We start from the raw sequence: 25,270 nt of genomic DNA, 5'->3' as shown, positions 1-25,270 counted from the left end.
CGGCATGGCCTAGTCTTTTTCTGCTTTGTAAGTGCCCTAATACCATGTTTAGGAAGCCATTCGCATAAACTCTTTGATCTAAATCAAATATAAAAGATGTATCTTTTGCGATCAGATGAACCTCTGGCCATTTGGTTGGCAAAGCGTGGCTGAATGCCGAAAGGGAACGATGATGGGCGATATCAGGCGCGAGCCGTGGATGATCGGCTCGATGAACGAATTGCTGTCGCTGGCCAGATCCATGGAGCAGGACGCGATAGTCGGTTACATTGCCCTTGCCGAGCGCATGCACGACGAGAACCGTCCGGACCTTGAGCGCGTCTTTGAAGCACTGATCGAGGAGGAACGCGGCCATCTGGGCAATGTCAACAAATGGTTGACCGAAGCGGACCTGGTGTCGACACCGCTTTCGAGGCCGCCGGATCCTCTGTTCGACGATGAGGGCACGGCGCTGGTCGCGCCCGAGCTGCTCACCTCCTACCGGGCTTTTTCCATGGCAGTCCGCAACGAAGAACGGGCCTTCGTTTTCTGGAGCTACGTCTCAGCGCATGCTCCCTCGGATGAAATCCGCCATGCGGCGGAACGAATGGCCAAGGACGAGCTCGAGCACGTCGCGACATTGCGCCGCGAGCGGCGGAAAGCATTTCACGATTTGCGCCGCTCGGGGGCCATGGCGGCACGAGGTGACATCGCGCAACTCGAACTGCGCCTGGCGAACCATCTCGAGGAACGTGCAGGTCGCTCAAAAGGCGCCCAATACGACCGCCTGCAAGCCTTGGCACAGTCCGCCCGGGCACGAAGCCTTGCGGCAAAGGAACGATCATTCGGACCGTTGCCGACGCTTGACGCCATACCCGAGGGCATGGCCGACAATCCCCTGTCGCTCTGTGAATTCCTGCTGGACTGTTATCTTGACCTCGGCGAGCGGGAGACCGATGAAGACACACGTCTGAGGGCCCAAGGCTGCGCGGGAGATCTGATCGCCTGCCTGCATGCCGTCAGGGCTTAGAGACATGGGTTCGGCAGCCGAAATCCGCCGCTTGGGCGCCCCCATATCTTCCGGCGGGAGCGCCGTATTCCACTTCAATACGGGATACCTTAGGCGGCCCGACGAATGCCGAAATCTTCGGGGCGAAGCATGAGGTCATCGAGCGTATAGCGGTCCAGCACGTCCAGAAAGGCCCCCAGTGCCTCGCCTATGATGCCGCGCAACCGGCATGCCTTCGTGATCCGGCATTGGTTTGCGCCACCCATGCATTCGACCATGACGAAATCCGTTTCTGTCGCACGAACCAGGTCACCGATCCTGACCGCCTCAGGTGCTCGCGCCAGCTTCAAGCCCCCGGACCGGCCGCGAACGGTCGTCAGGAACCCTTGTTTGACGAGAAATTGCGCGACCTTCATCAGATGGGCCCGGGAAATATCATAGACCCTGGCGGTTTCTTCTATGGTAATCAACCGATCCCGGTTGGCGGCTGCCATCATCATCAGGCGCAGGCCATAGTCGGAAAAGCGCGTCAATTGCATGGGTCGACTTCCGATCCGTCATCATACCGTCTTGTCATTGTGCCTCGCACAAAACTACATATCGTTTTCCATATATAGCTTGTCAATAGCCGCGCAGAACATCAGCGCGGCGCATGGGCATCGGCCATAGGAGACAAGCCGAACTATCGAATCCAGCGCGGACCCCTGACAACTGACGGTCGCCTTTATCTTCCGGCGTGCCGGAATACACGTACACAATAGCTCCCTGCCACCATCAGCGGGGTGGCCGATCAAGACGCGGATCAATCACGAAATTTCAGGCTTATATGGATTGAAAGGGGAATACGACCGGCGCCTATCTTTTGCGCCTCTGATCAATTTGCCGCTGAACGGGTTGCAGAATGATCAAACCGTTTCGAGCAGCCCCTGCTGAGGTGGCTCTACCAACCCCTCTCCTAACGCTTCTACGAGTGCGCATCAGATGAGGTGAGGAGGCAAAAGGTGGCCAGCGCGGCTCGATGATCGAAAAGATCCACGGAAATCCGGATCCCTGACAGACCGGTGGAAAAGGACAGGCTGGCCCAAAGGGCCAGCCTGCGCGACATTACTTTGCGTCGTCTGCGAAAATGTCTTTCTTGTGCGTGTTGCCCGGGACAAAGATAGCCCCAATAACCACCGTCGCACCGGCAATGATGATCGGGTACCACAGGCCGCCATAGACGTTGCCGGACTGTGCCGAGATGGCAAAGGCCGTTGCCGGCATCAGGCCGCCGAACCAGCCGTTGCCGATATGGTAAGGCAGCGACAGGCCGGAATAGCGGATACGGGTCGGGAACAGTTCGACCAGCATGGCGGCAATCGGACCATAGACCATCGTCACCAGCAGGATCAGATAGGTCAGGATCAGGATGACCGTGATCTTCTGGGCCGTGAAGATATCGACGAAGTTGGCGGCTTTGGCCACGGTGGTGTTCGCCGCTGCCGACAGCGGATAGCCGGCTGCAGTCAGCGCGTCGTTTACGCCCTTGTTGAAGGCCGCCGTGGTGTTCTTGAGATCGTCGCCGGTCAGCGCAGCCGCGTCATAGGCCGGGATGACCGTGTCGCCGATCTTGATCTGGGCGACCGTTGCAGCGGGATCTTCGACCGTGGTGTAATTCACCGATGTCCGGGCGAGTGTCGCTTTGGCGATGTCGCAGGACGAGGTGAACTTTGCCGTTCCGGTCGGATTGAACTGGAACGAGCAGTCATCCGGCGATGCGATGACGGTGACCTGGGTCTGGTGCGCGGCATAGAGTGCCGGGTTCGCCGTCCTGGTAAGCAGCGGGAAGACAATATTGTAGGTCAGCGCCGCAATCAGGCAACCTGCGAGAATGACCGGTTTGCGGCCGATGCGGTCCGAAAGCGCTCCGAAGAACAGGAAGCCGCCGGTCCCGAGGATCAGCGACCACGCCACCAGAACGTTGGCGGTGAAGCTGTCGATCTTGATCACATTCTGCATGAAGAACAGGGCGTAGAACTGACCCGAATACCAGACTACGGCCTGACCGGCGACGAGGCCGAACAGAGCGATCAGGGCGATCTTGCCGTTCTTCCAGGTACCGAAAGCTTCACGCAGCGGCGCCTTGGAAGCAGCCCCTTCTTCCTTCATCTTCTTGAAGGCAGGCGATTCGTTCATCTGCAAGCGGATGTAGAGCGAGACGAGCAGCAAGCCGATCGAGGCAAGGAAGGGAATGCGCCAGCCCCACAGGTCGAAGGCCTTGATCATCTTTTCAGTGCCGTCGGGGTTCATGATAACCGCACCAGCCGCATCGAGGACAGCCGTCGGCGCCCAGTTGGCGTTCACGTAACCTTGCACGGACAGGATCACGATGAGCGAGAGCAGCAAGCCCAAGGTCGCCGTGGTCTGGATGAAGGCGGTGAAGTAGCCGCGCTGGTTGGCTGGAGCATGTTCGGCCACATAAACCGCCGCACCGCCGTATTCGCCGCCGAGCGCCAGCCCTTGCAGCATGCGCAGTCCGATCAGGATGATCGGTGCCGCAGCGCCCCAACTGCTGTAGGACGGCAGCAGACCGACGAGGAACGTCGACAGGCCCATGATGAGGATGGTCATCAGGAAGGTATATTTGCGGCCGACGATGTCACCAAGGGCACCAAAGACCAGCGCGCCGAACGGGCGTACGATGAAGCCTGCCGCAAAAGCCAGAAGCGCAAACACGTTACGGGTGGCTTCGGGGAAGGCGGTAAAAAACTGCGCGCCGATGATAGCGGCCAGCGAACCATACAAATAAAAGTCGTACCACTCAAAGATGGTTCCGGCGGACGAGGCCATAATGACCTTCCGCTCCTCTCCCGTCATGGGCCGCGAGCGATCCGCCGCATTCATCCCAGCTACTGCCATCTGTTCCTCCTCCTTGTTCGCCGACCTTCCGATCGGCTCCGTAAGTGCCTTTGACGGTAGTACCGCTCCCCAAGGACACATTCTCCTCCACGTAGACTAAACAGACTAGTCTCAACGCACGAGGTGCCAAGCCCACGATTGGTCGTAAGACCAAAGTCTTATGATGCCCAAGCGCGGTGTTTCGGGAAATCCGGACGACTGGGACAACGGCAATTTCTGCCTGACTTCGGCTGACCGCCGTGGTGATGTGGCCAGGAAATGAAGACCCAGAAAAAGCGGAGACACCTTTCTCCGGCGACATCCGGACGATTGGATGCTCTCCAGCCACGAACCGGATTTTCCACGTCAAAATCCCTGTCATGTGCCTCCCTTACACTTCCGCGCCACGCTCGATTTCGAGCCATGAAACGGTCGGCAAATTAACGCGGAAAACTCCAATTATGAACGTTCCAGTTTTCGGGGACCAGAGCAATGTCCTGCTGCCTTCTTCGTAGAGATGCGGGTCGCCCTAGAGGGAATAGCGTTGGAAGTACGCTAACCAACGGCAAGGGTGAACGGCGGGAAACCACCCTATGCGGCTGGAGGCGGTGTCGGCCAGGGATCTCGGAATCTTCCCGCAGTCTCGTGGCCAACACCGCCGTTTCTCAAGGGATCCGGGGATCCACCGCGACAGCGCGAAGGCACACTGTTTCCATCTGGCCAGCGGCCCTGCTGAGATAGAAGGTAAGAGACCGGAAAAACGTGGCGAGGTAGTGCGCAATGATGCGTTTGTCTTCATCTTCGACTTCTTCGAAATAAAGTCGCGAGATCCCTCGCAGAATGGCAATCCGTCTTTCCCCGAGATAGGAGAGAGCAATGGAGCCTCCCTGCCGGATCAAATACCAGTCGGAGACGAGCCCGATGACGTCGACTTCGTTCAGCTCGGCTTCAGAGAATCCAACGGCTTCGCAGAGACCTGCTCCCCCGCGGGGACGGGTAACCGAATTGCGGAGAAGGTCCCTGACTGTCATGGAGATGATCACGGCAACGACGTCTGGAGGCCACTCACGGGGGAAGTAACGATGGATGACGAGTGCCTGGGTGTGACGGGAGAGAAACTCGCCATAGGTGTCCGCTGAGAGCGCCGCATCCTCGCTCAGGCCGGCATGCTCGCTTTCCAGGCGATAGAAAGCCATGATCTCGGGATTGAGCGGCATCGAGGAGAGGTCGACAGATCCTATCGCAACATCACCGCCTTGAATCGAGACCACGTCAAGTGCCGGAGGAAAGGCCACGAGCGACGGGACCGAGATATTGGTCAGCTCGCGTCCGGCGTGCGTGTGGCGGCTTATCGCCTTGACGTGCCAATGGCCGCTAAAGTGGCAGGAAATGCCCGCTTCGACAAGAGCCTCAGCAACCGCATCCTGCGGTATCCGGTTGGCAATGAGGCTGTTGGGGAACAAGACCTGTTCATAGGCGCTTCCCACCTCTTCGAAGGGACTGATGGCAGGATAATGCGAGAACGTCAGAAGCACTTTCCCCAGAGTCCTGGCGCGTGCACTGACGTCGCGCATCCAGTCGAAGACGAAGGGTTTGAGCCGCAGCATGGCGTTCCAGCCAGCGCCGGTGCTGTCGATAAAGGCGCCCTTGGAACCGGTTTTGAACCTGCCGTTGTTCGGTTCGAACACATTGGCATCGATCATCAGCAGCCACAGCCCCTCCTCCGGCTCGACCAGATAAGAAGCATCCACCAGCCTGTGCCGGTTCTGCATGTCGGCAGACACGACCTCATACGTCCGCGCTTCAAGCGCATCATCCCTTCCGAAAGGCGTTTCCCACCACAGATCCTCTGCACGCTTGAAATAGCCACATCGCGCCATCGGCAACAGACCGGCCGGATAGCCTTCGCAATACATTTGCGGCGTTACGACGCTGCCCGGTTCAGGATGGCGCCCGTCGCTGGTGACCAGCACTGCCGATCCGTCTTGCTGCAGAAAATACCGGGACTGGTGCCGCCCCCAGGGGCCGAACATGTCGTGATTGCCAGGCAGGGCATAGAAGCGGGTGCCGAACTGCGCTTCATGGTCAGAAAGCCGGCGCTCAAGGCTTGCCGTTGTGCGGCGCTGGCCGTCATCGGTATAGTCTCCGAGCAGAACGACGTGGCGGATGCCGCGCGTAGCAATCGTCTTGAGAGCGCTATCGAAGGCTGCGGCACTTTCATTGTAAACCCGCGTCGATTCACGGCTGTGCGCCCAGGTCTGCAAGGCCAGCCGGCGTCCGCCCGCCGCAAGTCCAGGCACAGCATAATCGCCCTCAATGTCGTGGAAATGCGCATCCGCGATAACCGCGAGCGAAAAGCGTCGATCGCGGTCATCCGCCATTGTGGTCTCCTTGCAGGGCAAGCAACGTCATGACCTGCGATAAAAGAAGTAGCGTTCGGGCGGAAGATGCGCCGGAATCAGCAGCCGTTCGAGCTCCGGTACCTGCAGCGGCAGGCCGCTCAGCGCATAGCCGCCAACCGCTAGCATTCCGGAAACCATCTGCGGCAGCCAGGAAAGCGTTATCGCGTCCTGATCGTCATAGCCGGTGCCGATATCCGCATGCACTAGCGCCGCACCGCAGCCGACGAACTTTTGGCCCGTCTCGCCGATCTCGCCCAACACCAGGTTTGAAGCCTCCGGAATCGAGCTCTTGTGGGCGCCGACCACCCGGTCGAAGGCGATGATCCGGCGCTCTGGATACTGTTCTCGCAGATGGCTGTAGGTCCGCCCGTTTCCCAGCCCCATCTCCAGGATCGGACCGTCAGGCAGGACAACGTTGCCGACGATGAAATCGAGGATGTCGCGCTGGGCGGTCATCCGCATGATAAAGGCATCCAGGCGGCTCATGGGCTCAGGCCTTCACAAGGTTGGCGGAGACGATCTGCCGCCGCGCAAAGATGTTGCGCGTGTCGACAATCAACGGCGCCCAGTCGGCAATGCTCTGATAATCGACGGCGTCGTGATCCGTGGACACCAGGACGAGATCGAAGCTGCGGATCGTTGCCTCGTCCCAGGCGACGCTGCGCTGTCCCATCAGATCGAGATATTCGCGGGTCCTGGGAATTTCGGCAATGAAGGGATCGTGATAGGCAATATCGGCGCCGCGCTCCTTCAGCAGTTCCATCAGCCGCAACGACGGACTTTCGCGGATGTCAGGGACATTCTTCTTGTAGGCCAGCCCGAGTATCAGCACGCGCGAGCGGCTGAGCGCCTTGCCGGCCCGCCGGTCCAGGGTCTCGGCCACCTTGTCGACGACATAATACGGCATTGCGGTATTCACCTCGCCGGCAAGCTCGATGAAACGGGTCGGCCGGTCGAACTCCCGGGATTTCCAAGTCAGGTAGAAGGGGTCGATCGGGATGCAGTGCCCGCCGAGGCCAGGCCCCGGATAGAACGGCATGTAGCCGAAGGGCTTGGTCTTGGCCGCATCGATCACCTCCCAGACATCGATGCCCATCGCGTCATAGACCAGCTTAAGCTCGTTCACGAGCGCGATGTTGACGGCACGGAAGATGTTTTCCGTCAGCTTGACGGCTTCCGCGGTTGCCGTGGTCGAGACAGGGACGACGGTTTTCACCACGGCACCGTAAAAGGCGATCATCAGTTCCCGCGCATCGGCACCGTCACCCGCCACTACCTTGGGAATGGTCGAGGTTGCGAAATCACGATTGCCGGGATCCTCGCGCTCCGGCGAGAAGCCGAGAAAGAAATCCTCGCCGGCCACAAGTCCGGTCTGCTGCAGAATGGGCTTCATCACCTCTTCCGTCGTGCCGGGCCATGTGGTCGATTCCAGCACGACGAGTTGACCGGCACGCAAGGTCTCGGCGATTTTCCGACAGGTTTTCTCGACATAGGAGAGGTCCGGATCGCGCTGGCGGGTGAGCGGGGTCGGTACACAGATGGCAATCACATCGCAGTCTGCAAGCTTGCTGAAATCGCACGTCGCCGCAAACCGCCCGGCTGCGGTTTCCGCCTGCAGAACCGGGCTGGAAACGGCCTCGATATAGCTCTCGCCTGCCTCAATCGCGGTCATCTTCGAAGGATCGATATCGAAGCCTGTGACCGTAAACCCGGCCTTTGCCATGCTCATCGCCAGGGGCAGGCCGACATAGCCGAGGCCAATGACGCCGGCTTTCGCCGTGCGTGACTGGATGGCGGTCAGAAGAACGGTCGCAACGGCGGAAGATGTCATGGGGCGGAGGCTCCGTCAGGTTCTTTTACCCCTCACCTGCGTCCAGCCCACCGGGATGTCAAGAGCAGGCAAAACGGCAGGCCGGCGTCGCTGCGGTGCCGATGTGTCTGTGTCACCCCTTGCCTCGCGGACAGGACCGGGCTTTAACGCAGTCATGAAGATAGCCTTCTATGCACCGCTGAAATCGCCCGAACATCCGGTTCCCTCCGGTGACCGCCTGATGGCGAGGCAATTGTTGGCAGCCCTCAGTAACACCGGCAATAAAGTCTCGGTCGCGTCGCACCTGCGCAGCTTTCACAGGACGCCGGATACGGTCCTGCCCGATCTCGAATTGCGGGTCGCAGCGGAAATCGACCGGCTTTGCCAGGAATGGCAGCGCCAAGGCCCGCCGGATCTCTGGTTCTGCTATCATCCGTATTACAAGGCCCCGGATCTCATCGGTCCGCCGCTCGCGCGCCGTTTCGGCATTCCCTACGTCACTGCCGAGGCCTCCCATTCGCAGCGCCGCAACCTTGGCTGTTGGGAACGGCATCAGGATGCGTTGAAGGATCTTGTCGCTGCCGCTGCCGTGAATATCTGCTTTACCGAGCGTGACCGTGCCGGCCTGGCCTCTGCTGTGCCAAACGCGCGTCTTGCGCGCATCGCCCCGTTCATCGATGCCGAGTCATTCCTCGACCTGCCATCGGCGCCGGAAACGGGTCGGCTGGTGACGGTTGCGATGATGCGGTCGGGCGACAAGCTTGCGAGCTATGAGGCACTGGCAGATGCGCTGCGGCAGGTTCGATCGCCCGACTGGCGTCTTGCCGTCATCGGCGATGGACCCGAGCGAACAACTGTCGAAGCTCTCTTTTCCGTGTTTCCGTCAGGCCGGATCGAATGGCTTGGCGAACTCTCCCGCGTCGCGGTGGCCAGGCAGCTTTCGCGCGCCTCGCTCTTCGTCTGGCCCGGTCACGGCGAAGCCTACGGCCTTGCCTTTCTTGAAGCACAGGCAGCCGGTCTGCCTGTCGTCGCCGAAAATGTGGCGGGCGTGCCAGAGGTCGTGTTGGACGGGCAGACGGGTCTGCTGACGGCTTCCAATGACAGTCTGGCCATCGCGCAGTCGATTGACACGCTTCTTTCGGATCATCCTCTCAGGCTGAGACTTAGCGAGGCTGCCCGGACATTCGTGGCGACCGAACGCTCTTTGCCTGTGATCAGCCGTCGCATTGCCAGCCTTCTGATTCCGGCCTTGGAGTATCCCCTATGAGCGAACAACTTCTGCGTGAAACTCTCGATCGCCTGGCCGACCAGGGGCAGAAAGTGAAGCTGTGGCTCCGTGACGATGACGCAGTGATGCCAACCGCAGCGCTTGACGCGTTGTTGGCAATGACCGCCGCCCATACCATTCCCGTCACGCTGGCCGTCATTCCCGAGCATACCGGCGACGCCTTGGCGAGAAGGCTCGACACCGCGCCACATGCCTTCGTCGCCGTGCATGGATGGTCGCACGCCAATCATGCGCCCGACGGCGAGAAAAAGCAGGAACTCGGACCAAGCCGTCCGGTCGAGATCGTCCTTACGGAACTGAAATCAGGCCTGCAGAAACTGAAAGGATTGCACGACACCCGTTTCATTCCCATGCTGGTACCGCCGTGGAACCGCATTGCTGCAGAACTCCTGCCCCCTCTTGGGCAACATGGCTTCATGTACCTCTCGGTATTCGGCAGGGAGCAACAAGGCTCTCCCATTCGTCTGGTCAACACCCATGTCGACATCATGGATTGGCACGGCAGCCGCGGCGGGCGCCCTGCCCCGCAATTGTTTGCAGAATTCGCCAAGGAGATCGGGCGCATGGACCGAGTTCCGATCACAGGTGTGCTGACCCATCACCTGGTACACGATACGGCTGCCTGGAAATTTCTGGCTGCGCTCTTCACCATCACGTCGGGCCATCCTGCCTGCGAATGGGTAAAGCCAGACCCGGTCTGATGGCTACCAGGATTTCCAGTCGATCAGGAAACCTCGGTCGCTGGACATGGCGTCTTTGCGGGCGGCATCAACCGCCTCGAACGGCGCGCCGCGTGGCACAACGGCTGCCATCATGTCAACGGTCGCAAGCGTGACCCCAGCACCGCGACACGCATAGGTAAAGATCAGCGGACCTGTGGACCACCAGGCAGGGGCATCCGGCAGGGCGCCCATCACGCGCGGTATCGCCTCCACGATCCGCCGTATCACGGGGTGACCGGGGGGCGTGGCGATGAACGCATTGGCCAGCAGCAATCCGCCCGCACTGGTCAGCCGCGGAATCTCCGCGGCCAGCGCCGTGAACCCGACAAGCGCGATGAAATCGTCGAAACCAACATCGTCGCGAGCCGGATACCAGTCCGCGTCCATATAGATGCCGCCGAAACGCTCCAGCACCAGATAACGGGCCACGTCGGCAGCGCCAGGATAATCCTTGCGCGCAATCATCTCGCAGAATGCCGGGTGCTCGTCAAAACCCTCCGCCCGCAGTTCAGCATCGCCCCAAAGCCGGTATTCCATTCCGAATGCAGCACAATGCTTGCGCCAGGCTTCCACCGCCGGCGGCTGCGGCAAATCGCCGATCCAGATCTGGTGCAGGACGCGGGGCACCTTCTCACCGGCAAGCCGGGCGATGATGCGTTGTTCCTCGCCGCTGTAGCGACCGACATCAGCCATGACGGCAGGATCCGGCACAAGTGTGAACTGAAGACCGGTAACCCGCAGCCTGTCTCTGGCGATCTTGGCAAGTTTCAAATTGGCCGAGTGCAACTTTCGCGGCCATCCAAGGACTGTCGGCGGGCCGAGATCAGCTTGGGCGACGAGTTCGGTGTCGGCAGCAAGGCTGTCGAGCAGTGCCTGCGCACCGTCCATATCCCCGCCCAATGCCTTTTCTACGCTCTCCTGAATAACCCCCCGGGCAATGGCGCGTGGATTGTCCCTGATGGTCACATTTTCTCTCCAAGAAAGGAAGTCCTGGCTTTTATCGGGGAAACCACCACCAGGCAAGTTCTGGGTGAATATGCCAATTCGTCGGATAAACCTGCGTGGAGAAGCGGCCGTCCCCGGCGGTGTCTTGATGGATTGCCTGCTGTTTTGTCGACAAGCAAACAACAGACCTCACGTTTCCGACCCCATCTGCATCTGCCGTTTCAGATGGGCGGCTGCGGCTGCATATCCGCCATGGCGCCATCAACAAAATGCATATGATCGTTCGACGGCGGTGAGGGAACGATACAGGTCATGAGTGCCGACTCCTGTTCGTGCAGCCCATAGAAACAGAGCCCTGCAGCATATGACTGCTCAAGCCGCTGGCGGAGCGTCTCCAGCCTGTTCCGGTCCAGATCGATCGTCATCTTCAGGCCGTCATCGAACTTGCGAAAGTCGGTGTTGCTGGCAACGGCTCGCCTGTAACGCGTAGCACTGAAGCTGCCGAGGTTTACGCCAAGCACGCCGAGCACTTTGACGAGCAGTACTTCGCCGAGCACCTGCAGGCGGCGCTTCAACAAGCCGATATGGTGGCTATATGCGGCACCGGCACTCGCCTCGTATCCTAGGCCCTCGTGCACGAAGCCGAGCTTCGGCCCATCCTCCGGCACCCCGTGCCGCCGATCCTCCTCCACCAGATTTATGATATCGAGAACGAGCCTGCTGAAGGCCTCCATGTCCTGCGCCAGTCTGGGAACCGCGATGATCGAGACGACCTTGTCATGGGTGGCTTCAATCGGGTTCCACCTGCAGGACAGGCCGCTCAGGTCTGGCCGGGCACCGATGGCGGCGGTCGGCACGGCATACTGCCCTTCCTTCATACGTTCGTCCGCCCGGCGGTTGCCACCACCTGAAAACATGGCATAGGACACGTCATCACTGGCTTGGAAGCGGGCGATGCGGACATCGAAGCCGTGGTCGCGGATATCATCCAGAGGAACCGGTGCGACACGCATTGTCAGCCCCAGATCGTCCTGAACCCAGCGCTGCACTTTCGACAGAGTAACGGTCGCGATATCAAGCCCCTTCGGCGGCACTGCCACGGTTGCACCGTCACCGCCGAATACGAATGGCAGGTCATGAGATTCCAGACTGTTCAAAAGACTGGATATGACGGCAGCGCCCGCCATGTTCACCGCCTTGTAGCGGCCCGCGTCGATTGCCGAGGTTGAAGCGACGATATCCGCGACAGCCAATGCCCAGCCCGATGGCAAGGCGCAATAGACGGCGGGATCGGCCACATCCTCGAAATTGCGAAATACTTGCAAGCCTGCAAGCCTGCAAGAAATTCAGTATCCGTCGATTCCATCTCGCAATCCTTTTTCTCCCAGAGCCACGACCGCCTGTTGTCCATTCACGGAAACCTGTTGCGGGTGACGAGGTCCCACTGATGAGGGCGTCCGTATTGCAATCAGGGGGCCTACCCTGTCCTCGTAGCCGAGTGCAAAAAATCAAGCGCCATAGCAGATGGCAGCCTTTCCGAAAGGGATCGCTCAGACCGTCGGCCTCACCTCATGTTCGAGACACATCGCAGAGGCATTTGATGGTCATTGTCCTATCTTTTACCGACAGATAGCAGACGGCTCAAAGCGTCACCACAGTTCTTCAAAGCTCATCGCAAATATCACGAAGATGTTTGAAGCCGAATCTGAACCGACCGCTTGATGTGGGTTCACGCGGTCCTTGCCGCGTTGTCGTCTGCCATGGGAGCGACGGCAAAAGTCTTTCGATCCAGGCAACATTGCAGGGCTTTATAGGCGCATGCCCGATGTGAGCGTCGACCGCCGAACTCCCGAGCAACCATTCTTCAACCCTATTGTATTTCAGAGGTAATCTGACATATCCATGTTCAAATAACTGCCACGGTGAGTGGGCCGTTGTTCGTTTGAGCGATCTGTCGACCGAGCGGATGTAATTCAGCTTTTCAGTCGCGCGCAATTTGGTGAAATAACACAAAGACTTGCCCTGTCTTTGCCCCGTTGATGGGCAGACAGTACAAGAATGGATCTATGGGTAAAGCATGCGGTATTTGGTAACCGGCACGGGTGGCTTCATCGGCTTTCATCTTGCGCGCAGACTGCTGGCTGCTGGTCATGCGGTAACCGGCTTCGACGGCATGACCCATTACTATGACGTCCGGTTGAAGCGTCAGCGTCACGAAATTCTCTGCGCTTACGACAATTTCGATCCAGTCATCGGCATGCTGGAGGACAAGGATGCTCTGGAGCGTGCCGCATCCATCGAGCGGCCCGACGTGATCATTCATCTCGCGGCGCAAGCCGGCGTCCGCTACAGCCTGGAGGAGCCAGGCACCTATGTGTCCGCCAATATCAACGGCTCGTGGCAGATCCTCGAACTGGCGAAGGCAGTGAAGCCGAAACACCTTCTTCTGGCCTCGAGCTCGTCGGTCTATGGCGCAAACGAGAGCATTCCGTTTCTGGAGAGCGATCATGCGGACGAGCCGCTGACCATCTATGCCGCGACGAAAAAGGCGATGGAGGCCATGGGCCATTCCTACGCCCATCTTCACAAGGTGCCGACAACGGCCTTCAGGTTCTTTACCGTCTACGGCCCATGGGGCCGGCCAGACATGGCGCTGTTCAAATTCACCGATGCGATCATCAATCACCGTCCCGTCGAAATCTACAGCGAGGGCCGGATGAGTCGAGACTTCACCTATATCGATGATCTGGTCGAGGCAATCGTAAGGCTTGCGGATATTCCGCCGGCAGAAAGCAACCGGATAGATGCCGCGGACGTCGTGGACACGCTGTCGCGCCACGCACCGTTCCGGGTGATCAATATCGGAGCCGGGCTGCCGGTCGAACTGATCCGTTTCGTGGATATCGTCGAGGAGGCGATAGGTCAGCAGGCAATCCGCCGATATCTTCCGCCACAGAAGGGAGACGTGCCGCGCACCTTTGCCGATCAGAAACTTTTGAAGGCACTAACCGGCTTCGTGCCCCAGACACCTCTGGAAGAGGGCGTACGCGAGTTTGTCAAATGGTACCGCGCATGGTCCCAGGCTCTCAGAGATGACGAAGCCCCGGCGGCGTAAGCACCGACAGACCGGCCATTGGCATATTTTTGACAACTTGCGTTGCTGGCGCTAAAAGATCTCACGCGCCCCCGGTCAGGCCAAGCTTCGGTACATGGAAAAAAGCCTTTCTCGATACATCTGGGGTCATACCCGACGCCAGCAGATCGTCATACTGTTGATCGTCGCTTTGTCGATGATTCCGTATTTCCTGGCGCTGGATCTTCCAAAACAGATCATCAACGGACCGATCCAGGGCGATGGTTTTGCGACGGCGGATGCGGTACAGCCGTTTTTCAAGATCAGCTACAATCTCCCGCTGATTGGGCCCTTCGAGATCTATGCGGGTTACCCTCTCGACCGCCTGTCGATGCTGATGGCACTCAGCTTCGAGTTCCTGGGGCTGGTCATTGTCAACAACGCCTTCAAGTATGTGATCAACACCTACAAGGGGCGCCTCGGCGAGAGGCTTTTGCGGCGCATCCGCTTCCAGTTGATCGACCGGGTCCTGCGTTTTCCGCCAATCTATTTCAAGCGGAGCAAAAGCAGCGAAATCGCGACAATGATCAAGGACGAGGTGGAGCCGCTCGGAGGCTTTGCCGGAGAGGCATTTGTCTCGCCCGCCATGCTTGGCGGACAAATTCTGGTATCCCTCGGTTTCATTCTAGCACAGAACCTCTGGCTTGGCATGGTCGCGCTCCTGATGGCCATGCTTCAGCTCGGCATCATCCCGCGTATGCGCCGGCGTCTGATACGCTTGGGACGCCAGCGGCAGCTAACAGCACGGGCTCTGGCTGGTCGCGTCGGCGAAATGGTCGATGGAATCTCGACCATCCACGCCTACGATACGTCCAACTATGAACGCGCCGACATGGCACGCCGGCTGGGTGAGATCTTTGCAATCCGCTACGATCTCTATCAGTGGAAGTTCATGGTGAAATTCATCAATAACTTCCTGGCGCAGGTCACGCCCTTCCTGTTCTACTCCATCGGAGGATATCTGACGCTGAAGGGCAGCCTCGACGTCGGGCAGTTGGTCGCTGTCATCAATGCCTATAAGGAATTGCCAAGTCCTCTGAAGGACCTCATCGACTGGGATCAGGGGCGGCAGGATGTGCAGGTGAAGTTCGAGCAGGTGGTCGAGCAGTTCCAATCGGATGCCATGTTGGGCGAGGAAATCCAAAAGATGTCCAAGACCGTCGTCACGCCCCTGAACGGTACAATTGCTGCCGTTAATCTGGCGATCAACGACGACAGTGGCGCCCGGCTTGCCAATAATGTCTCGTTCGATATCGGACGCAACGAAGTGGTGGCTTTCCTTGATGCCGACGGCACGACCGCTGTCGCTGTCGCAGAGGCGATGGGCCGGGCTGTATGGCCGGCGAGCGGCAAGATCATGATCGGCGACGTCGACGTTCTCGAACTGCCCGAGTCGATCACCGGGCGGAACCTGAGCTATGTGTCGGCGGAATCCTATTTCTTCCATGGCACTCTGCGGAACAATCTTCTTTATGGTCTGAAACATGCGCCATTGCGGCCCCTTGCACGCAAGGGCAAGGCCGCCGCTCGGCGACAGTGGGAAATCAAGGAGGCGCGCCTCGCCGGCAATGTTGATTTCGACATCGAGGGCGAGTGGATGGCCGACGCCGAAGCCCCGGACAATGTCGCGGATCGTGCCACGCAGAACCGTTGGATGCTGGATGCGCTCGACACCGTCTTGCTCACCCACGATGTGTTCGACCTCGGCCTGCGCAATACGATCGATCCGACGGTGAATAGGGGCCTAGCATCCTTCTCGATCGCTGCCCGTCAGACTTTGCGTGAGAGGCTGCAAACCCTCAAGCTGCCGCGACTTGTCGAACCGTTCGAGTTTGATGCCTACAACAGCGAAGCGACGATTGCCGAAAACCTGCTGTTCGGCGCCTTGGTCGGCGGCGAGGGAGCGGCCCGTCGCATTATTTCGACAAACTATTTCCGGTCGATCGTCAGAGAGAACGGTCTGGCGGAAGAACTTTTCGAAGTTGGCCGCGAGGTCGTCGCCAACATGGTCGACCTTTTTGGTGATGAGCAGCAAAACAATCCCCTGCTTCCAGAACTGTCCTTTATGGAAGGTCGGGAAATTCCGGATCTCGCCCGCCTCCAGATGGACGTCGATGGCAAGGGCCCGTTCGAGGTATCGGAGGAAAATCGTCGTTTGATGTTCCTGACCGCTTTCTCCTATGTCGAAGGCCGCTTCCGTTTCGGCTTGCTGACCGATGAGATCAGAGCCAAGATTGTCGAAGCGCGCAAGAGTTTCTATCAAAATCTCCCGGCTGATTTGCAGCCCCTCATTTCCCGATATGATGGCGCGGAATTTCAGGCAGGCCTGAGTCTCATGGAAAACATCGTGTTCGGCAAAATCAGCCGCTCTGATGCCAATGCGCATGAGCGCATCGTCTCGCTGATCCAAGACCTAGCCAAGGAAAATGACGTCTACGGCGACATCCTGGAAGCCGGCATCGAATTCGATCTCGGCCCGGGCGGGCGGCGGCTCACCTTGTTGCAGCGACGCAAATTGAATGTGGCCCGCGCTATAATTCGTAAATCTGAATACTATATTCTCAATCAGCCACTGCCGGGACTGAACCCACGACTTCAGAGCCAATTGGTCGAGAATGTCATCTCGTTCTTGCAGGAGCGGTCTAATGGGTGCAGTATCATTTGGGTCCTGTCCAATCCGAGCTTGAGCTCCTACTTTGAACGGGTTGTAGTTTTCGGCGATGGTGAGATCAAAGCCAATGGAAGCTATGCCTCGCTCATGGAACAAGACGGCACGATACAAGAGTTGATCACAGGGTAGGTCAAGACCGCCAACTTTGGTTTGAGGTGTGCATATGATCCTTGCTGATGAAGTGCGTTGCCTACGGTCGTTGCCGTTGTTTTCCTCTGTCGATGCCGCAAGGCTGAAACTTCTGGCTTTCAACTCCGAGAGAGTCCGTTTTTCACCGGGACAGGTGCTGTTCCATCAAGGTGACGCTGGAGATGCGGCTTATGTCATCCTCCGCGGGTCGGCCGAAGTAACGGTGGAGACGCCGTTTGGCATGGTCAAGGTTGCGACAATTGAAAGAAATTCTCTGATTGGTGAAATTTCCCTGCTTGGCGACGGCGAGAGAACGGCCACAGTGATTGCGACAACGCAGCTTGAAACGCTGCGGATTAACAAAGAGAATTTCCTGAAACTGATGACTGAATCACCGAAGTTCATGTTGTGCGTGCTGGAAGTTCTTTCCAGTCGCCTGTCCCGGACGACCCAGGAATTGGCCAAGCATAAGGGCCAGTATGAGTTTGCGTGAATTGACTGGGGAACTGCGTTGCTTGCGAGGGTGTCATGGCCGGCGATCCCGTTAACGAGATCCCGGCACAGTCCGCCCGGCTAACGGTAACGGTCTGGGGCGCGCGCGGTTCTGTCCCTGTTTCCGGCCCTGTATTTTCCCGCTATGGCGGGAACACCACATGCATCGAAGTGCGCTGCGGCAAGGACGTGATGATCTTCGATGCAGGGACAGGCATCGTGCCTGCGGGGCGGAAGCTGCTGCAGGAAGAGGAGACTGAACTCAACCTCTTCCTCACCCACTGTCACTTCGATCACATCATCGGACTGCCGTTCTTCGCGCCGCTTCACAAACCCCACATGTCAGTGAACATCGCATCTGCTCACATGGAAGGAAGGATGACAACACGCGCTATTGTGGAAGCGATCATGCAACCACCTTGGTTTCCGGTTGGTCCCGAAGTCTTCAAGGCCGCAGTGACCTATCAGGATTTCATGCCGGGAGATATGCTGGAGCCAAAGCCCGGCGTCGTGTTGCGCACCGACCGCCTGAGACATCCCGGCGGCGCGGTCGGCTATCGCATCGAGTTTGCCGGTAAGGTGGTGGCGATCATAACGGATACGGAACACGTGCCGGGAGAACTGGACGAACATGTGCTGGCGCTTGTCGATGGCGCCGACCTGCTTCTCTATGACAGTGCCTATTGCGACGATGAAATGAGGAAGTATAACGGCTTCGGTCATTCGTCCTGGCAGCAGGCGATCCGCCTCGGTGAGGCTGCAGGTGTGCAGACGATTGGAATGATCCACCATAGCTTCTTTCATGAGGACGAGGATCTCGACAGAATAGCCAGACAGGCAAAAGCTCGGTTTGATCGCTCTTTCGTCATCAGTGACGGGCAGGTCTTCGAATTCTAAACGCGTTCCGGGAGGAAATCCGCCCCTTTTTTGCCTTTCTCTTCAGACGAAGGCGACGGCGGGGTTTCATCCAAAAGGTTCAATGATTGATGGCGAAGCCTCTGGTTCGGCCCTTCCTTCCAGACAAATCTGCTCGAAAGCTCGCATTGATCACCGGTGTGATCATGTTCGCTTTCGTCAGCATGCATTTTTTGAACCACATCGTGCTGTTGTTCTCCGAGGAGGCTGCAGAGGACGTATTGCGCGCCTTCAAGATCATCTGGCGCAATCCGTTGGGCGTCGTGCTGCTTTACGGAGCCTTCGCGATCCATTTCCTGCTGGCCCTACGCGCGCTCTATCTGATGCGGCATTTCGACAGGCGCGCCGGGCCGGTTATCCAGATCATCTTCGGACTATCGCTGCCGATCCTCATTGCGGCGCATGTTATCTCCGCTCGTCTACCGGTCCTGTTCAATGGTCCTGACAGTCACTACGAGACCGTTATTCGTTTCATGTGGTCTGATGATCTTTTCGCCACGAGGATGTTTGCAGCTGTGCTCGTCGCCTGGATCCACGGCTGCATCGGCGTCCACGCGGCCATCAGTCATCGGGAGTGGTATCAGCGCTTCGCCAAACTCTGCTTTGCCGCAGCAATCATAATTCCGACGCTCACAATCGCCGGAATCGTCGCATCCGGACAGCGAGTCGCTCCCACGGCCGCGGCCAGTCGTGGCGATCTGAGCAGCTTGCCTCAGGAGTTATACGGAAGCTGGATTGCCCAGGCGCCCAACTTGGGCCTTTCGCAGATCGAGTATCGTTTCTATTCGATTCTCGCCTTGTGTTGCGCTTTCGTTGTGGTGGCCAGCATTCTCCGCAAGTGCCGGGAAAATGTGCTCGAAATCGCCATCACCTATTCCCATGGTGGGTTTGTACGCGTGCCACGCGGCACCAGTGTGCTCGAGGCGAGCCACATCGGACATGTCGACCACTACTCGGCCTGTGGTGGCAAGGGGCGTTGTTCGACGTGCCGCGTTCGGGTGCTTGAAACGGAAGGTCCCCTACCCCCTCCGAATGTCGTCGAGCAGGCGACGCTTGCGCGCATCAACGCGACACCCGACACACGGCTCAGCTGCCAGCTCAGGCCTGACTATGATCTTGTCGTCGACCTGCAACTCCTGGTCCCCAGTGGTGGAGATCGGCTGCCCAGAAACGAGGAATCGAGCGGCGGTCGGGAGAAGGAAATCCTGGTAATGTTTTCGGATCTCAGGAACTTCACGACGATCGCCGAGAATAGTCTGCCATACGATATCGTCTTCCTGCTCAATTCCTATTTTGCGATCCTGGTTCAGGCGATCGAGGCTGCAGGGGGGCGCGTCGACAAGTATATCGGCGACGGAGTCATGGCCATCTTCGATGTCGACACTCGCGGGCCAAGCGAGGTCTGCCAGCGTGCTCTCGGGGCCGCGGCCAGGATCGTGGCAGAGACGAACAAGCTCAACAAGAAGCTCAGAAAGGATTTCGCCATCGATCTGGAAGTCGCGATCGGCATGCATTACGGGCCTGCTATCGTGGGGGTCGTCGGCTATGGCAAGGTGGCAACGCTGACGGCGATCGGCGATACGGTCAACGTAGCGAGTCGTCTGGAGAATGTCGCAAAGCAGTTCAATGCCGCTGTCGCCGCTTCGGAAACCGTCATGTTGCTGGCCAATCTGCCGCACGAGGGTGTGTCGACCCAACGCATCGCCCTGAAGGGTCGGCGGCTGGAGATGCGCGTCCTAATGTTTTCTGCCGAGCAGATCGCACGCTACAGATAAAATCCGGATCTCGATGACGTTATCGAGACTTGGTATAACGCTGCATCTCTGGTTGGCTCGGTCGAGCCTTTGGGGTATCGAAAAAGGACGTGTCCGATACCGTCGAATTTCTGGAGGTCCCTATGAAACCCGGCCGTCTTGCAATTGCCCTGCTTATGCTTGTCGACCTCATCGCCAGCCCTGCCCTCGCTCAGGACGCCCGCAGTCAGAAACTGGTCGACGGGTTCGATGGGACAGACTTTGCCTCGCAGGGTGGGCTCTATTACCGCGAGAACGCCGAACAGGCTGCCGGGACATACTCCTTCCAAAATACCGTGAAGCGCAACGGGGTGGGCGCGCTGGAGCTGAGCGTCCGCCCGCTATGCGTGGCCAATGACGACGAATGCAGCGATCGTGCGGAAATCTGGGAGAAAACACCGCTTCGTGTGCCATACGACGAACCTGTCTGGTACGGCTTCGCGATGAAGCTTGCCGAGCCCATTCCGCAGGACGATCACCGCTATCTGATGGCGCAATGGAAGCGCGAGATCGGACCGACAGCCAAGGGTGATTTCAGCCCATTCATTGCGCTGAGACTCAATCGCGGCAAGATGTTCTTCACAGTCGAAACGAATATCATCGGCGGCAGACCTGGAACCGAAAATGGACAATGCCCAGCTGGCAGCACAGCTGTATCGTTCCGCCCGCATGAGAACCAGATGCGAGCGCTCGTCGCATTCGGCACCGACTGGGACGACAAGGACATGGTCGATTTCCCCGGCTGCACCGACCGTATTCGGATTGTTTCGCACAATCCCCTGCCTGTCGCCACAAGCGACTGGATCGACTTTGCCATCTATTCGCATCCCAATGCCAAGGGTGAGGGGCGGGTCGAGATCTTCGCCAACAAGATCTGGATCACCTCAGTCACGGGCCATATCGGGCATGACGACGCGGGGCTCGGTCAGAACCAATATTTCAAGTTCGGGCCCTATCGAGCCGGACACGAGGGCATCTGGACAGTCTATTACGACGATTTCCGTCGTTCTCCAGACTGCATCGATGTGCTTGGTGACCAAAAGATCTGCAATACGCTCAAGTAGAAGTCTCGCAACCGTTCAGATTTCCAGACCGTAGTCCGCACGCGTCACGGGAGAACTCCAATGGCGCAACCTGCCTCCAGCCTGCCTATACGGGGCGATCTGGTTGCAGGTAGGGAACGCGTTGGCGGGCAGTCTGCTGGGCCATGGACAGCGCCAGAGCGGTGGGCTACGGTGCTGTGTGTCTGAGAGACCGTACAATCAAGGACTGCTAGGTAAAACATCGTGTTGCGGGGGCAAAACTTGATTGATGGCGGCTAGTTCTGATTTGCTCTCCGTGGAAATGCTCAGCGTTTCCTTTCCTCTGTTGAACGGCAGTATCGATGCTGTTCGGTCGATGTCCATGCGCGTGGCGCCTGGCCGGGTCACCGCTTTGGTTGGTGAGTCAGGCTCAGGCAAATCCGCGCTCGGTCGCGCCGTCATGGGCATAGAGGCACACTATGCGCAGATCAGTGGCCAGGCGATCTTCAACGATCCCGATGGCGGAGGCCCAGTCGATCTCATCACACTGCCGCGCGACGGACGGCGAATCCGCCAGATCCGTGGCAATCGTATCGGGATGATCTTCCAGGAACCGATGACCTCCTTCTCGGCACTTCATACGGTCGGCAATCAGATCGAAGAAGTATTGCGCATTCACACCGCGCTTTCAACCAAGGAGCGACGGCAGCAGTCGGAAGAAATGCTGGGACTAGTGGGATTCGACCGTCCAGATCGCGTCTTCGACATGTATCCCTTCGAACTGTCCGGCGGCATGCGGCAACGCGCCATGATCGCCATGGCGCTGATAGGCCGGCCCGCGCTGCTGATAGCGGATGAGCCGACGACGGCGCTCGATGTCACAATCCAGGCGCAGATACTCAAACTGCTCAACGAGCTGCAATCCAAACTCGGCATGGCGATCCTGCTCATTACCCATGATCTCGGCGTTGTGGCCAGCATGGCAGACGAAGTCGTGGTGATGTACCGCGGCGCAGTGGTGGAATCGGGCAGTGTCGAGGATATTTTCCGCAATCCCCAGCATGACTATACCCGCGGACTGATGGCTGCTGTGCCGAACTTCGACATGCCTCGCGGCGAGCGGCTGAAGCCATTGCGCGAAATCCGAGTGAACACTGCAGGTCTGCTCGGCGACCGCGCCCGCCCTGATCGCGGCACATCCGATATCCTCCTCTCCATCAGAAACATCAGCAAGACCTACAGTCCAAAGCACACAAAAGGATTTTTTGGCGAGGCTTCCCCCCCCATACGGGCGGTTCATGACGTGTCGTTTGACATCCGGCGCGGCGAGACGCTGGGTCTTGTAGGCGAAAGCGGGTGTGGCAAAACCACGCTCAGCAAGATCCTCATGCGGGGCGTGACGCCCGACGAGGGCGCTATCATCTATCGCGGCGCAGAGGGCGAAACCGACGTCCTGAACGCCAAGGGCAAGGCGCTGAACGATCTTCGTTCCTCGATCCAGATGGTGTTTCAGGATCCCGTTTCCTCCCTCTCGCCGCGCATGACTGTGCGCGGTATCATTGGCGAGCCTTTGGAAATCCATCAGCACGGCAATGGGCGCGAGCGCCTGTCCCTGACCAAGCGACTGGTCGAAGCCGTTGGTCTACCGGCTTCGACTCTTGGGCGCTATCCGCATAGTTTCTCCGGCGGCCAACGCCAGCGTATCGGCATCGCACGGGCCCTGGCGCTTGGCCCCGGCCTGCTTATCTGTGACGAGCCAGTGTCCGCTCTGGACGTTTCTGTGCAGGCGCAGGTCCTCAATCTCTTGAAGGATCTGCGCGAAGAGCTCGGCCTGACCTATCTCTTCATTTCCCACAATCTCGCCGTGGTGAACTATATGGCCGATCGCGTCGCGGTCATGTATGCCGGGCGTATCGTCGAGATTGCGCCATGCGAGATCATCATGCGTGATCCTGTTCATCCCTATACGCGCAAGCTGATCGCCGCGATCCCGTCGCCCGATCTCAGCCGACCGATGGACTTCGGCAGTGCAGGCGAACCTTCCAACGTCGCGAAAGCGACATGGGCAAAATACTTCCTCGATGACGGCAATCCAGACCACCTTGCCCATATCGAAGTTGGCGATGGTCACTTTGTGCTTGCCCGCCGTGAGGCCAACGTGCGGGAGTTGGCATCATGATCAATCGGCGGACCCTGCTAGCTCTCATGGCCAGTGGCATCACCATGCGACCGGCATGCGCGATAAATGCCGACGCAGAGCCGGAGAGCCTCGCCGATCTGGTGCGATCGGGAAAGCTTCCGCCCATGCGGGAGCGTTTGCCACAGGCGCCCCGCATCATCCCGCTGACAGAGTCCGGCCAGACGCCCGGACGGTATGGCGGCAAGATCCGCATGCTTATTGCCAGTCAGCGCGACATTCGCTACATGCCGATCTACAGCTATTCCCGGCTGGTCGGCTACGACCGGAAATTCAACTTTCAGCCGGATATTCTGCGGCACTTCGAGGTTGAGGACGAGCGTGTCTTCACTCTGCACCTGAGACCTGGGCACCGCTGGTCCGACGGCACAGCCCTCACGGCAGAGGACTTCCGCTATGTCTGGGAGGACATGTTCCACAACACCGAGCTTCACCGAGGCGGAATACCAACCATTCTGGTCGTCAACGGAAAGGGGCCGAAGTTCGAGATGCTGGACGACATCACCCTGCGCTACAGCTGGGAACACCCCAATCCCGAGTTTCTCGGCGAGCTTGCCTCTCCGGTTGCGACGCGCTTGATGCAACCCTCGCAATACATGAAGCAATTCCACCCGAAGTACCAAACGCCAGAACGTTTGCAGGCATTGGTAAAGGAGCAGAATGTCCAGGATTGGGTTGCGCTGCATCAGAAGATGTCCCGCAGCGCCAGGCCGGAAAATCCAGACCTGCCGACACTCGATCCGTGGCGCAACACGACGTCACCACCGTCCGGATACTTCGTCTTCGAGCGCAACCCCTATTTCCATCGGGCAGACGAAAACGGGTTGCAATTGCCGTATGTGGACGCGATCACACTCAGTGTCGGATCCGGCGACCTTATCTCCGCAAAGACGGCATCGGGCGAAAGCGACCTGCAGCTCAATAACATCAGTTTTTCAGACTATACTTTCCTCAAGAGCGCGGAGCCACGCGGCGAGATCGAGGTCGATCTGTGGAAGCGGATGGAAGGATCGCGCGTCGCTCTCATTCCCAATCTCAACTGCGCGGATCTCATCTGGCGCCGCGCGTTCTCGGATGTACGGGTACGCCGCGCGCTGTCGCTGGCGATCAACCGCGACGAGATCAACAAGGCGGTGTTTTTCGGCCTTGGCCAGCCAAGCTCGAACTCTGTCTTGCCCGACAGCCCGTTGTTCCGGCAGAGATACCGCGATGAATGGGCCTATTTCGATCCGGACCAAGCGAACGCGCTCCTCGACGAGGCGGGTCTGACACGCAAGAACAAGCATGGTCTGAGGCACCTGCCGGACGGGCGAGAGTGCAGCCTGATCGTCGAAACGACGGCCGAGAACAGTTTTGAAACGGATGTCCTTGAACTGGTGACGGACTATTTCCAAGGGATTGGAATCCACATTTACACCCACGTCTCGCATCGGGAACTTTTCCGCCAGCGTATCATCAACGGCAATACGCTGATGGCGCTGTGGTGGGGAATAGACAACGGTGTGCCGACCGCCAACATGTCGCCACGCGAACTCGCTCCGACCAGCAATGACCAGATCCAGTGGCCGCTGTGGGGACTGCATGAATTGTCCGGTGGCGGCGAAGGGCGGCCTCCGGAGATAGCAGAGGCACAGTCTCTTCTCGATCTTTTCCACCGCTGGCGGAGCGCGAGCACGTTGAGCGAACGCGAGACGATCTGGCACGACATGCTCGAAGTCTTCACACAGCAGGTCTTTACCATCGGAATAGTCAATTCCGTTCTTCAGCCGGTGGTTAAGAATAAGCGGCTTCGCAACCTGCCGGACGAGGGCTTGTTCGGTTTCGATCCAACCTCCTACCTCGGCGTCTACATGCCCGACACGTTCTGGCTCGAGGGAGAGGCTTGA

17 protein-coding genes and 1 pseudogene are annotated in these 25,270 nt (G+C 58.6%); 11 read left to right on the top strand and 7 right to left on the bottom strand.

Translation table 11 applies throughout. The features are described 5' to 3' along the window. Positions 1-199: 199 nt before the first annotated feature. Complete coding sequence (locus tag HFC70_RS14430) at positions 200-1,009, top strand: ferritin family protein (protein WP_368669655.1); 810 nt, start codon at positions 200-202, stop codon at positions 1,007-1,009. 89 nt (positions 1,010-1,098) lie between these two features. On the opposite strand, the gene HFC70_RS14425 is transcribed toward HFC70_RS14430, so the two are convergent. From HFC70_RS14425 to HFC70_RS14405, 5 genes are all read right to left on the bottom strand, one after another. Continuing rightward, positions 1,099-1,527 (bottom strand): Rrf2 family transcriptional regulator, encoded by a 429-nt coding sequence (locus HFC70_RS14425; RefSeq protein WP_168473948.1) that lies wholly within the window; start codon positions 1,525-1,527, stop codon positions 1,099-1,101. Between the two features lie 565 nt (positions 1,528-2,092). Further along, positions 2,093-3,844 (bottom strand): MFS transporter, encoded by a 1,752-nt coding sequence (locus HFC70_RS14420; RefSeq protein WP_168474034.1) that lies wholly within the window; start codon positions 3,842-3,844, stop codon positions 2,093-2,095. A gap of 686 nt (positions 3,845-4,530) precedes the next feature. Beyond that, a complete protein-coding gene (locus tag HFC70_RS14415; protein ID WP_168473947.1) occupies positions 4,531-6,246 on the bottom strand; it encodes a metallophosphoesterase in 1,716 nt (571 codons plus the stop codon). 27 nt (positions 6,247-6,273) lie between these two features. Beyond that, complete coding sequence (locus HFC70_RS14410; protein ID WP_168473946.1) at positions 6,274-6,753, bottom strand: class I SAM-dependent methyltransferase; 480 nt, start codon at positions 6,751-6,753, stop codon at positions 6,274-6,276. Between the two features lie 4 nt (positions 6,754-6,757). Further along, positions 6,758-8,098 (bottom strand): nucleotide sugar dehydrogenase, encoded by a 1,341-nt coding sequence (locus tag HFC70_RS14405; protein ID WP_168473945.1) that lies wholly within the window; start codon positions 8,096-8,098, stop codon positions 6,758-6,760. Between the two features lie 154 nt (positions 8,099-8,252). Here HFC70_RS14405 and HFC70_RS14400 point away from each other — a divergent pair, with 154 nt between their 5' ends. Both HFC70_RS14400 and HFC70_RS14395 read left to right on the top strand, forming a co-directional pair. Then, positions 8,253-9,344: a glycosyltransferase family 4 protein gene (locus HFC70_RS14400; protein WP_168473944.1), complete on the top strand. Its 1,092-nt coding sequence runs from the start codon at positions 8,253-8,255 to the stop codon at positions 9,342-9,344. Then, positions 9,341-10,066, top strand: coding sequence for a polysaccharide deacetylase family protein (locus HFC70_RS14395; RefSeq protein WP_168473943.1), 726 nt, complete (start codon positions 9,341-9,343; stop codon positions 10,064-10,066). The genes HFC70_RS14400 and HFC70_RS14395 overlap by 4 nt, the downstream gene beginning before the upstream one ends. A 3-nt stretch (positions 10,067-10,069) precedes the next feature. On the opposite strand, the gene HFC70_RS14390 is transcribed toward HFC70_RS14395, so the two are convergent. Both HFC70_RS14390 and HFC70_RS14385 read right to left on the bottom strand, forming a co-directional pair. Next, the gene (locus HFC70_RS14390) at positions 10,070-11,215 is read right to left on the bottom strand and encodes a glycosyltransferase family 32 protein (RefSeq protein ID WP_246735792.1); all 1,146 of its coding nucleotides are present in this window, start codon (positions 11,213-11,215) and stop codon (positions 10,070-10,072) included. A gap of 6 nt (positions 11,216-11,221) precedes the next feature. Beyond that, positions 11,222-12,398: pseudogene (locus HFC70_RS14385) on the bottom strand (DUF3095 domain-containing protein). 711 nt (positions 12,399-13,109) lie between these two features. On the opposite strand from HFC70_RS14385, the gene HFC70_RS14380 reads away from it, so the two are divergent. From HFC70_RS14380 to HFC70_RS14345, 8 genes are all read left to right on the top strand, one after another. Next, a complete protein-coding gene (locus HFC70_RS14380) occupies positions 13,110-14,147 on the top strand; it encodes an NAD-dependent epimerase/dehydratase family protein (protein WP_168473942.1) in 1,038 nt (345 codons plus the stop codon). A gap of 94 nt (positions 14,148-14,241) precedes the next feature. Further along, positions 14,242-16,965 carry an ABC transporter ATP-binding protein gene (locus HFC70_RS14375; RefSeq protein WP_168473941.1) on the top strand — a complete coding sequence of 908 codons (2,724 nt, stop codon included), beginning with the start codon at positions 14,242-14,244 and terminating at the stop codon, positions 16,963-16,965. 34 nt (positions 16,966-16,999) lie between these two features. Further along, a complete protein-coding gene (locus HFC70_RS14370) occupies positions 17,000-17,458 on the top strand; it encodes a cyclic nucleotide-binding domain-containing protein (protein WP_168473940.1) in 459 nt (152 codons plus the stop codon). 35 nt (positions 17,459-17,493) lie between these two features. Further along, positions 17,494-18,354 (top strand): MBL fold metallo-hydrolase, encoded by an 861-nt coding sequence (locus HFC70_RS14365; RefSeq protein ID WP_168473939.1) that lies wholly within the window; start codon positions 17,494-17,496, stop codon positions 18,352-18,354. Between the two features lie 89 nt (positions 18,355-18,443). Then, positions 18,444-20,147 (top strand): adenylate/guanylate cyclase domain-containing protein, encoded by a 1,704-nt coding sequence (locus tag HFC70_RS14360; RefSeq protein WP_168473938.1) that lies wholly within the window; start codon positions 18,444-18,446, stop codon positions 20,145-20,147. Between the two features lie 155 nt (positions 20,148-20,302). Continuing rightward, complete coding sequence (locus HFC70_RS14355; RefSeq protein WP_246735805.1) at positions 20,303-21,229, top strand: polysaccharide lyase; 927 nt, start codon at positions 20,303-20,305, stop codon at positions 21,227-21,229. Between the two features lie 247 nt (positions 21,230-21,476). Then, positions 21,477-23,366: an ABC transporter ATP-binding protein gene (locus HFC70_RS14350; RefSeq protein ID WP_168474031.1), complete on the top strand. Its 1,890-nt coding sequence runs from the start codon at positions 21,477-21,479 to the stop codon at positions 23,364-23,366. Further along, entirely contained in the window at positions 23,363-25,270 is a 1,908-nt protein-coding gene (locus HFC70_RS14345; protein WP_168473937.1) for an ABC transporter substrate-binding protein, read from the top strand. The genes HFC70_RS14350 and HFC70_RS14345 overlap by 4 nt, the downstream gene beginning before the upstream one ends.

The organism is Agrobacterium sp. a22-2 (assembly GCF_012276985.1).
GTDB lineage: Bacteria > Pseudomonadota > Alphaproteobacteria > Rhizobiales > Rhizobiaceae > Allorhizobium.
The sequence above is the reverse complement of the archived record's forward strand: the minus strand, read 5'-3'. Positions and strand labels throughout refer to the sequence as shown.

Bases quoted from the DNA above. Each gene is read 5' to 3' on its own strand.
- HFC70_RS14350 (WP_168474031.1), top strand. From the start codon at position 21,477: ATGGCGGCTAGTTCTGATTTGCTCTCCGTGGAAATGCTCAGCGTTTCC.
- HFC70_RS14425 (WP_168473948.1), bottom strand. From the start codon at position 1,527: ATGCAATTGACGCGCTTTTCCGACTATGGCCTGCGCCTGATGATGATG.
- HFC70_RS14375 (WP_168473941.1), top strand. From the start codon at position 14,242: ATGGAAAAAAGCCTTTCTCGATACATCTGGGGTCATACCCGACGCCAG.
- HFC70_RS14420 (WP_168474034.1), bottom strand. From the start codon at position 3,844: ATGACGGGAGAGGAGCGGAAGGTCATTATGGCCTCGTCCGCCGGAACC.
- HFC70_RS14430 (WP_368669655.1), top strand. From the start codon at position 200: ATGATCGGCTCGATGAACGAATTGCTGTCGCTGGCCAGATCCATGGAG.
- HFC70_RS14405 (WP_168473945.1), bottom strand. From the start codon at position 8,098: ATGACATCTTCCGCCGTTGCGACCGTTCTTCTGACCGCCATCCAGTCA.
- HFC70_RS14365 (WP_168473939.1), top strand. From the start codon at position 17,494: ATGGCCGGCGATCCCGTTAACGAGATCCCGGCACAGTCCGCCCGGCTA.
- HFC70_RS14345 (WP_168473937.1), top strand. From the start codon at position 23,363: ATGATCAATCGGCGGACCCTGCTAGCTCTCATGGCCAGTGGCATCACC.
- HFC70_RS14355 (WP_246735805.1), top strand. From the start codon at position 20,303: ATGCTTGTCGACCTCATCGCCAGCCCTGCCCTCGCTCAGGACGCCCGC.
- HFC70_RS14415 (WP_168473947.1), bottom strand. From the start codon at position 6,246: ATGGCGGATGACCGCGATCGACGCTTTTCGCTCGCGGTTATCGCGGAT.
- HFC70_RS14410 (WP_168473946.1), bottom strand. From the start codon at position 6,753: ATGAGCCGCCTGGATGCCTTTATCATGCGGATGACCGCCCAGCGCGAC.
- HFC70_RS14360 (WP_168473938.1), top strand. From the start codon at position 18,444: ATGGCGAAGCCTCTGGTTCGGCCCTTCCTTCCAGACAAATCTGCTCGA.
- HFC70_RS14370 (WP_168473940.1), top strand. From the start codon at position 17,000: ATGATCCTTGCTGATGAAGTGCGTTGCCTACGGTCGTTGCCGTTGTTT.
- HFC70_RS14380 (WP_168473942.1), top strand. From the start codon at position 13,110: ATGCGGTATTTGGTAACCGGCACGGGTGGCTTCATCGGCTTTCATCTT.
- HFC70_RS14395 (WP_168473943.1), top strand. From the start codon at position 9,341: ATGAGCGAACAACTTCTGCGTGAAACTCTCGATCGCCTGGCCGACCAG.
- HFC70_RS14400 (WP_168473944.1), top strand. From the start codon at position 8,253: ATGAAGATAGCCTTCTATGCACCGCTGAAATCGCCCGAACATCCGGTT.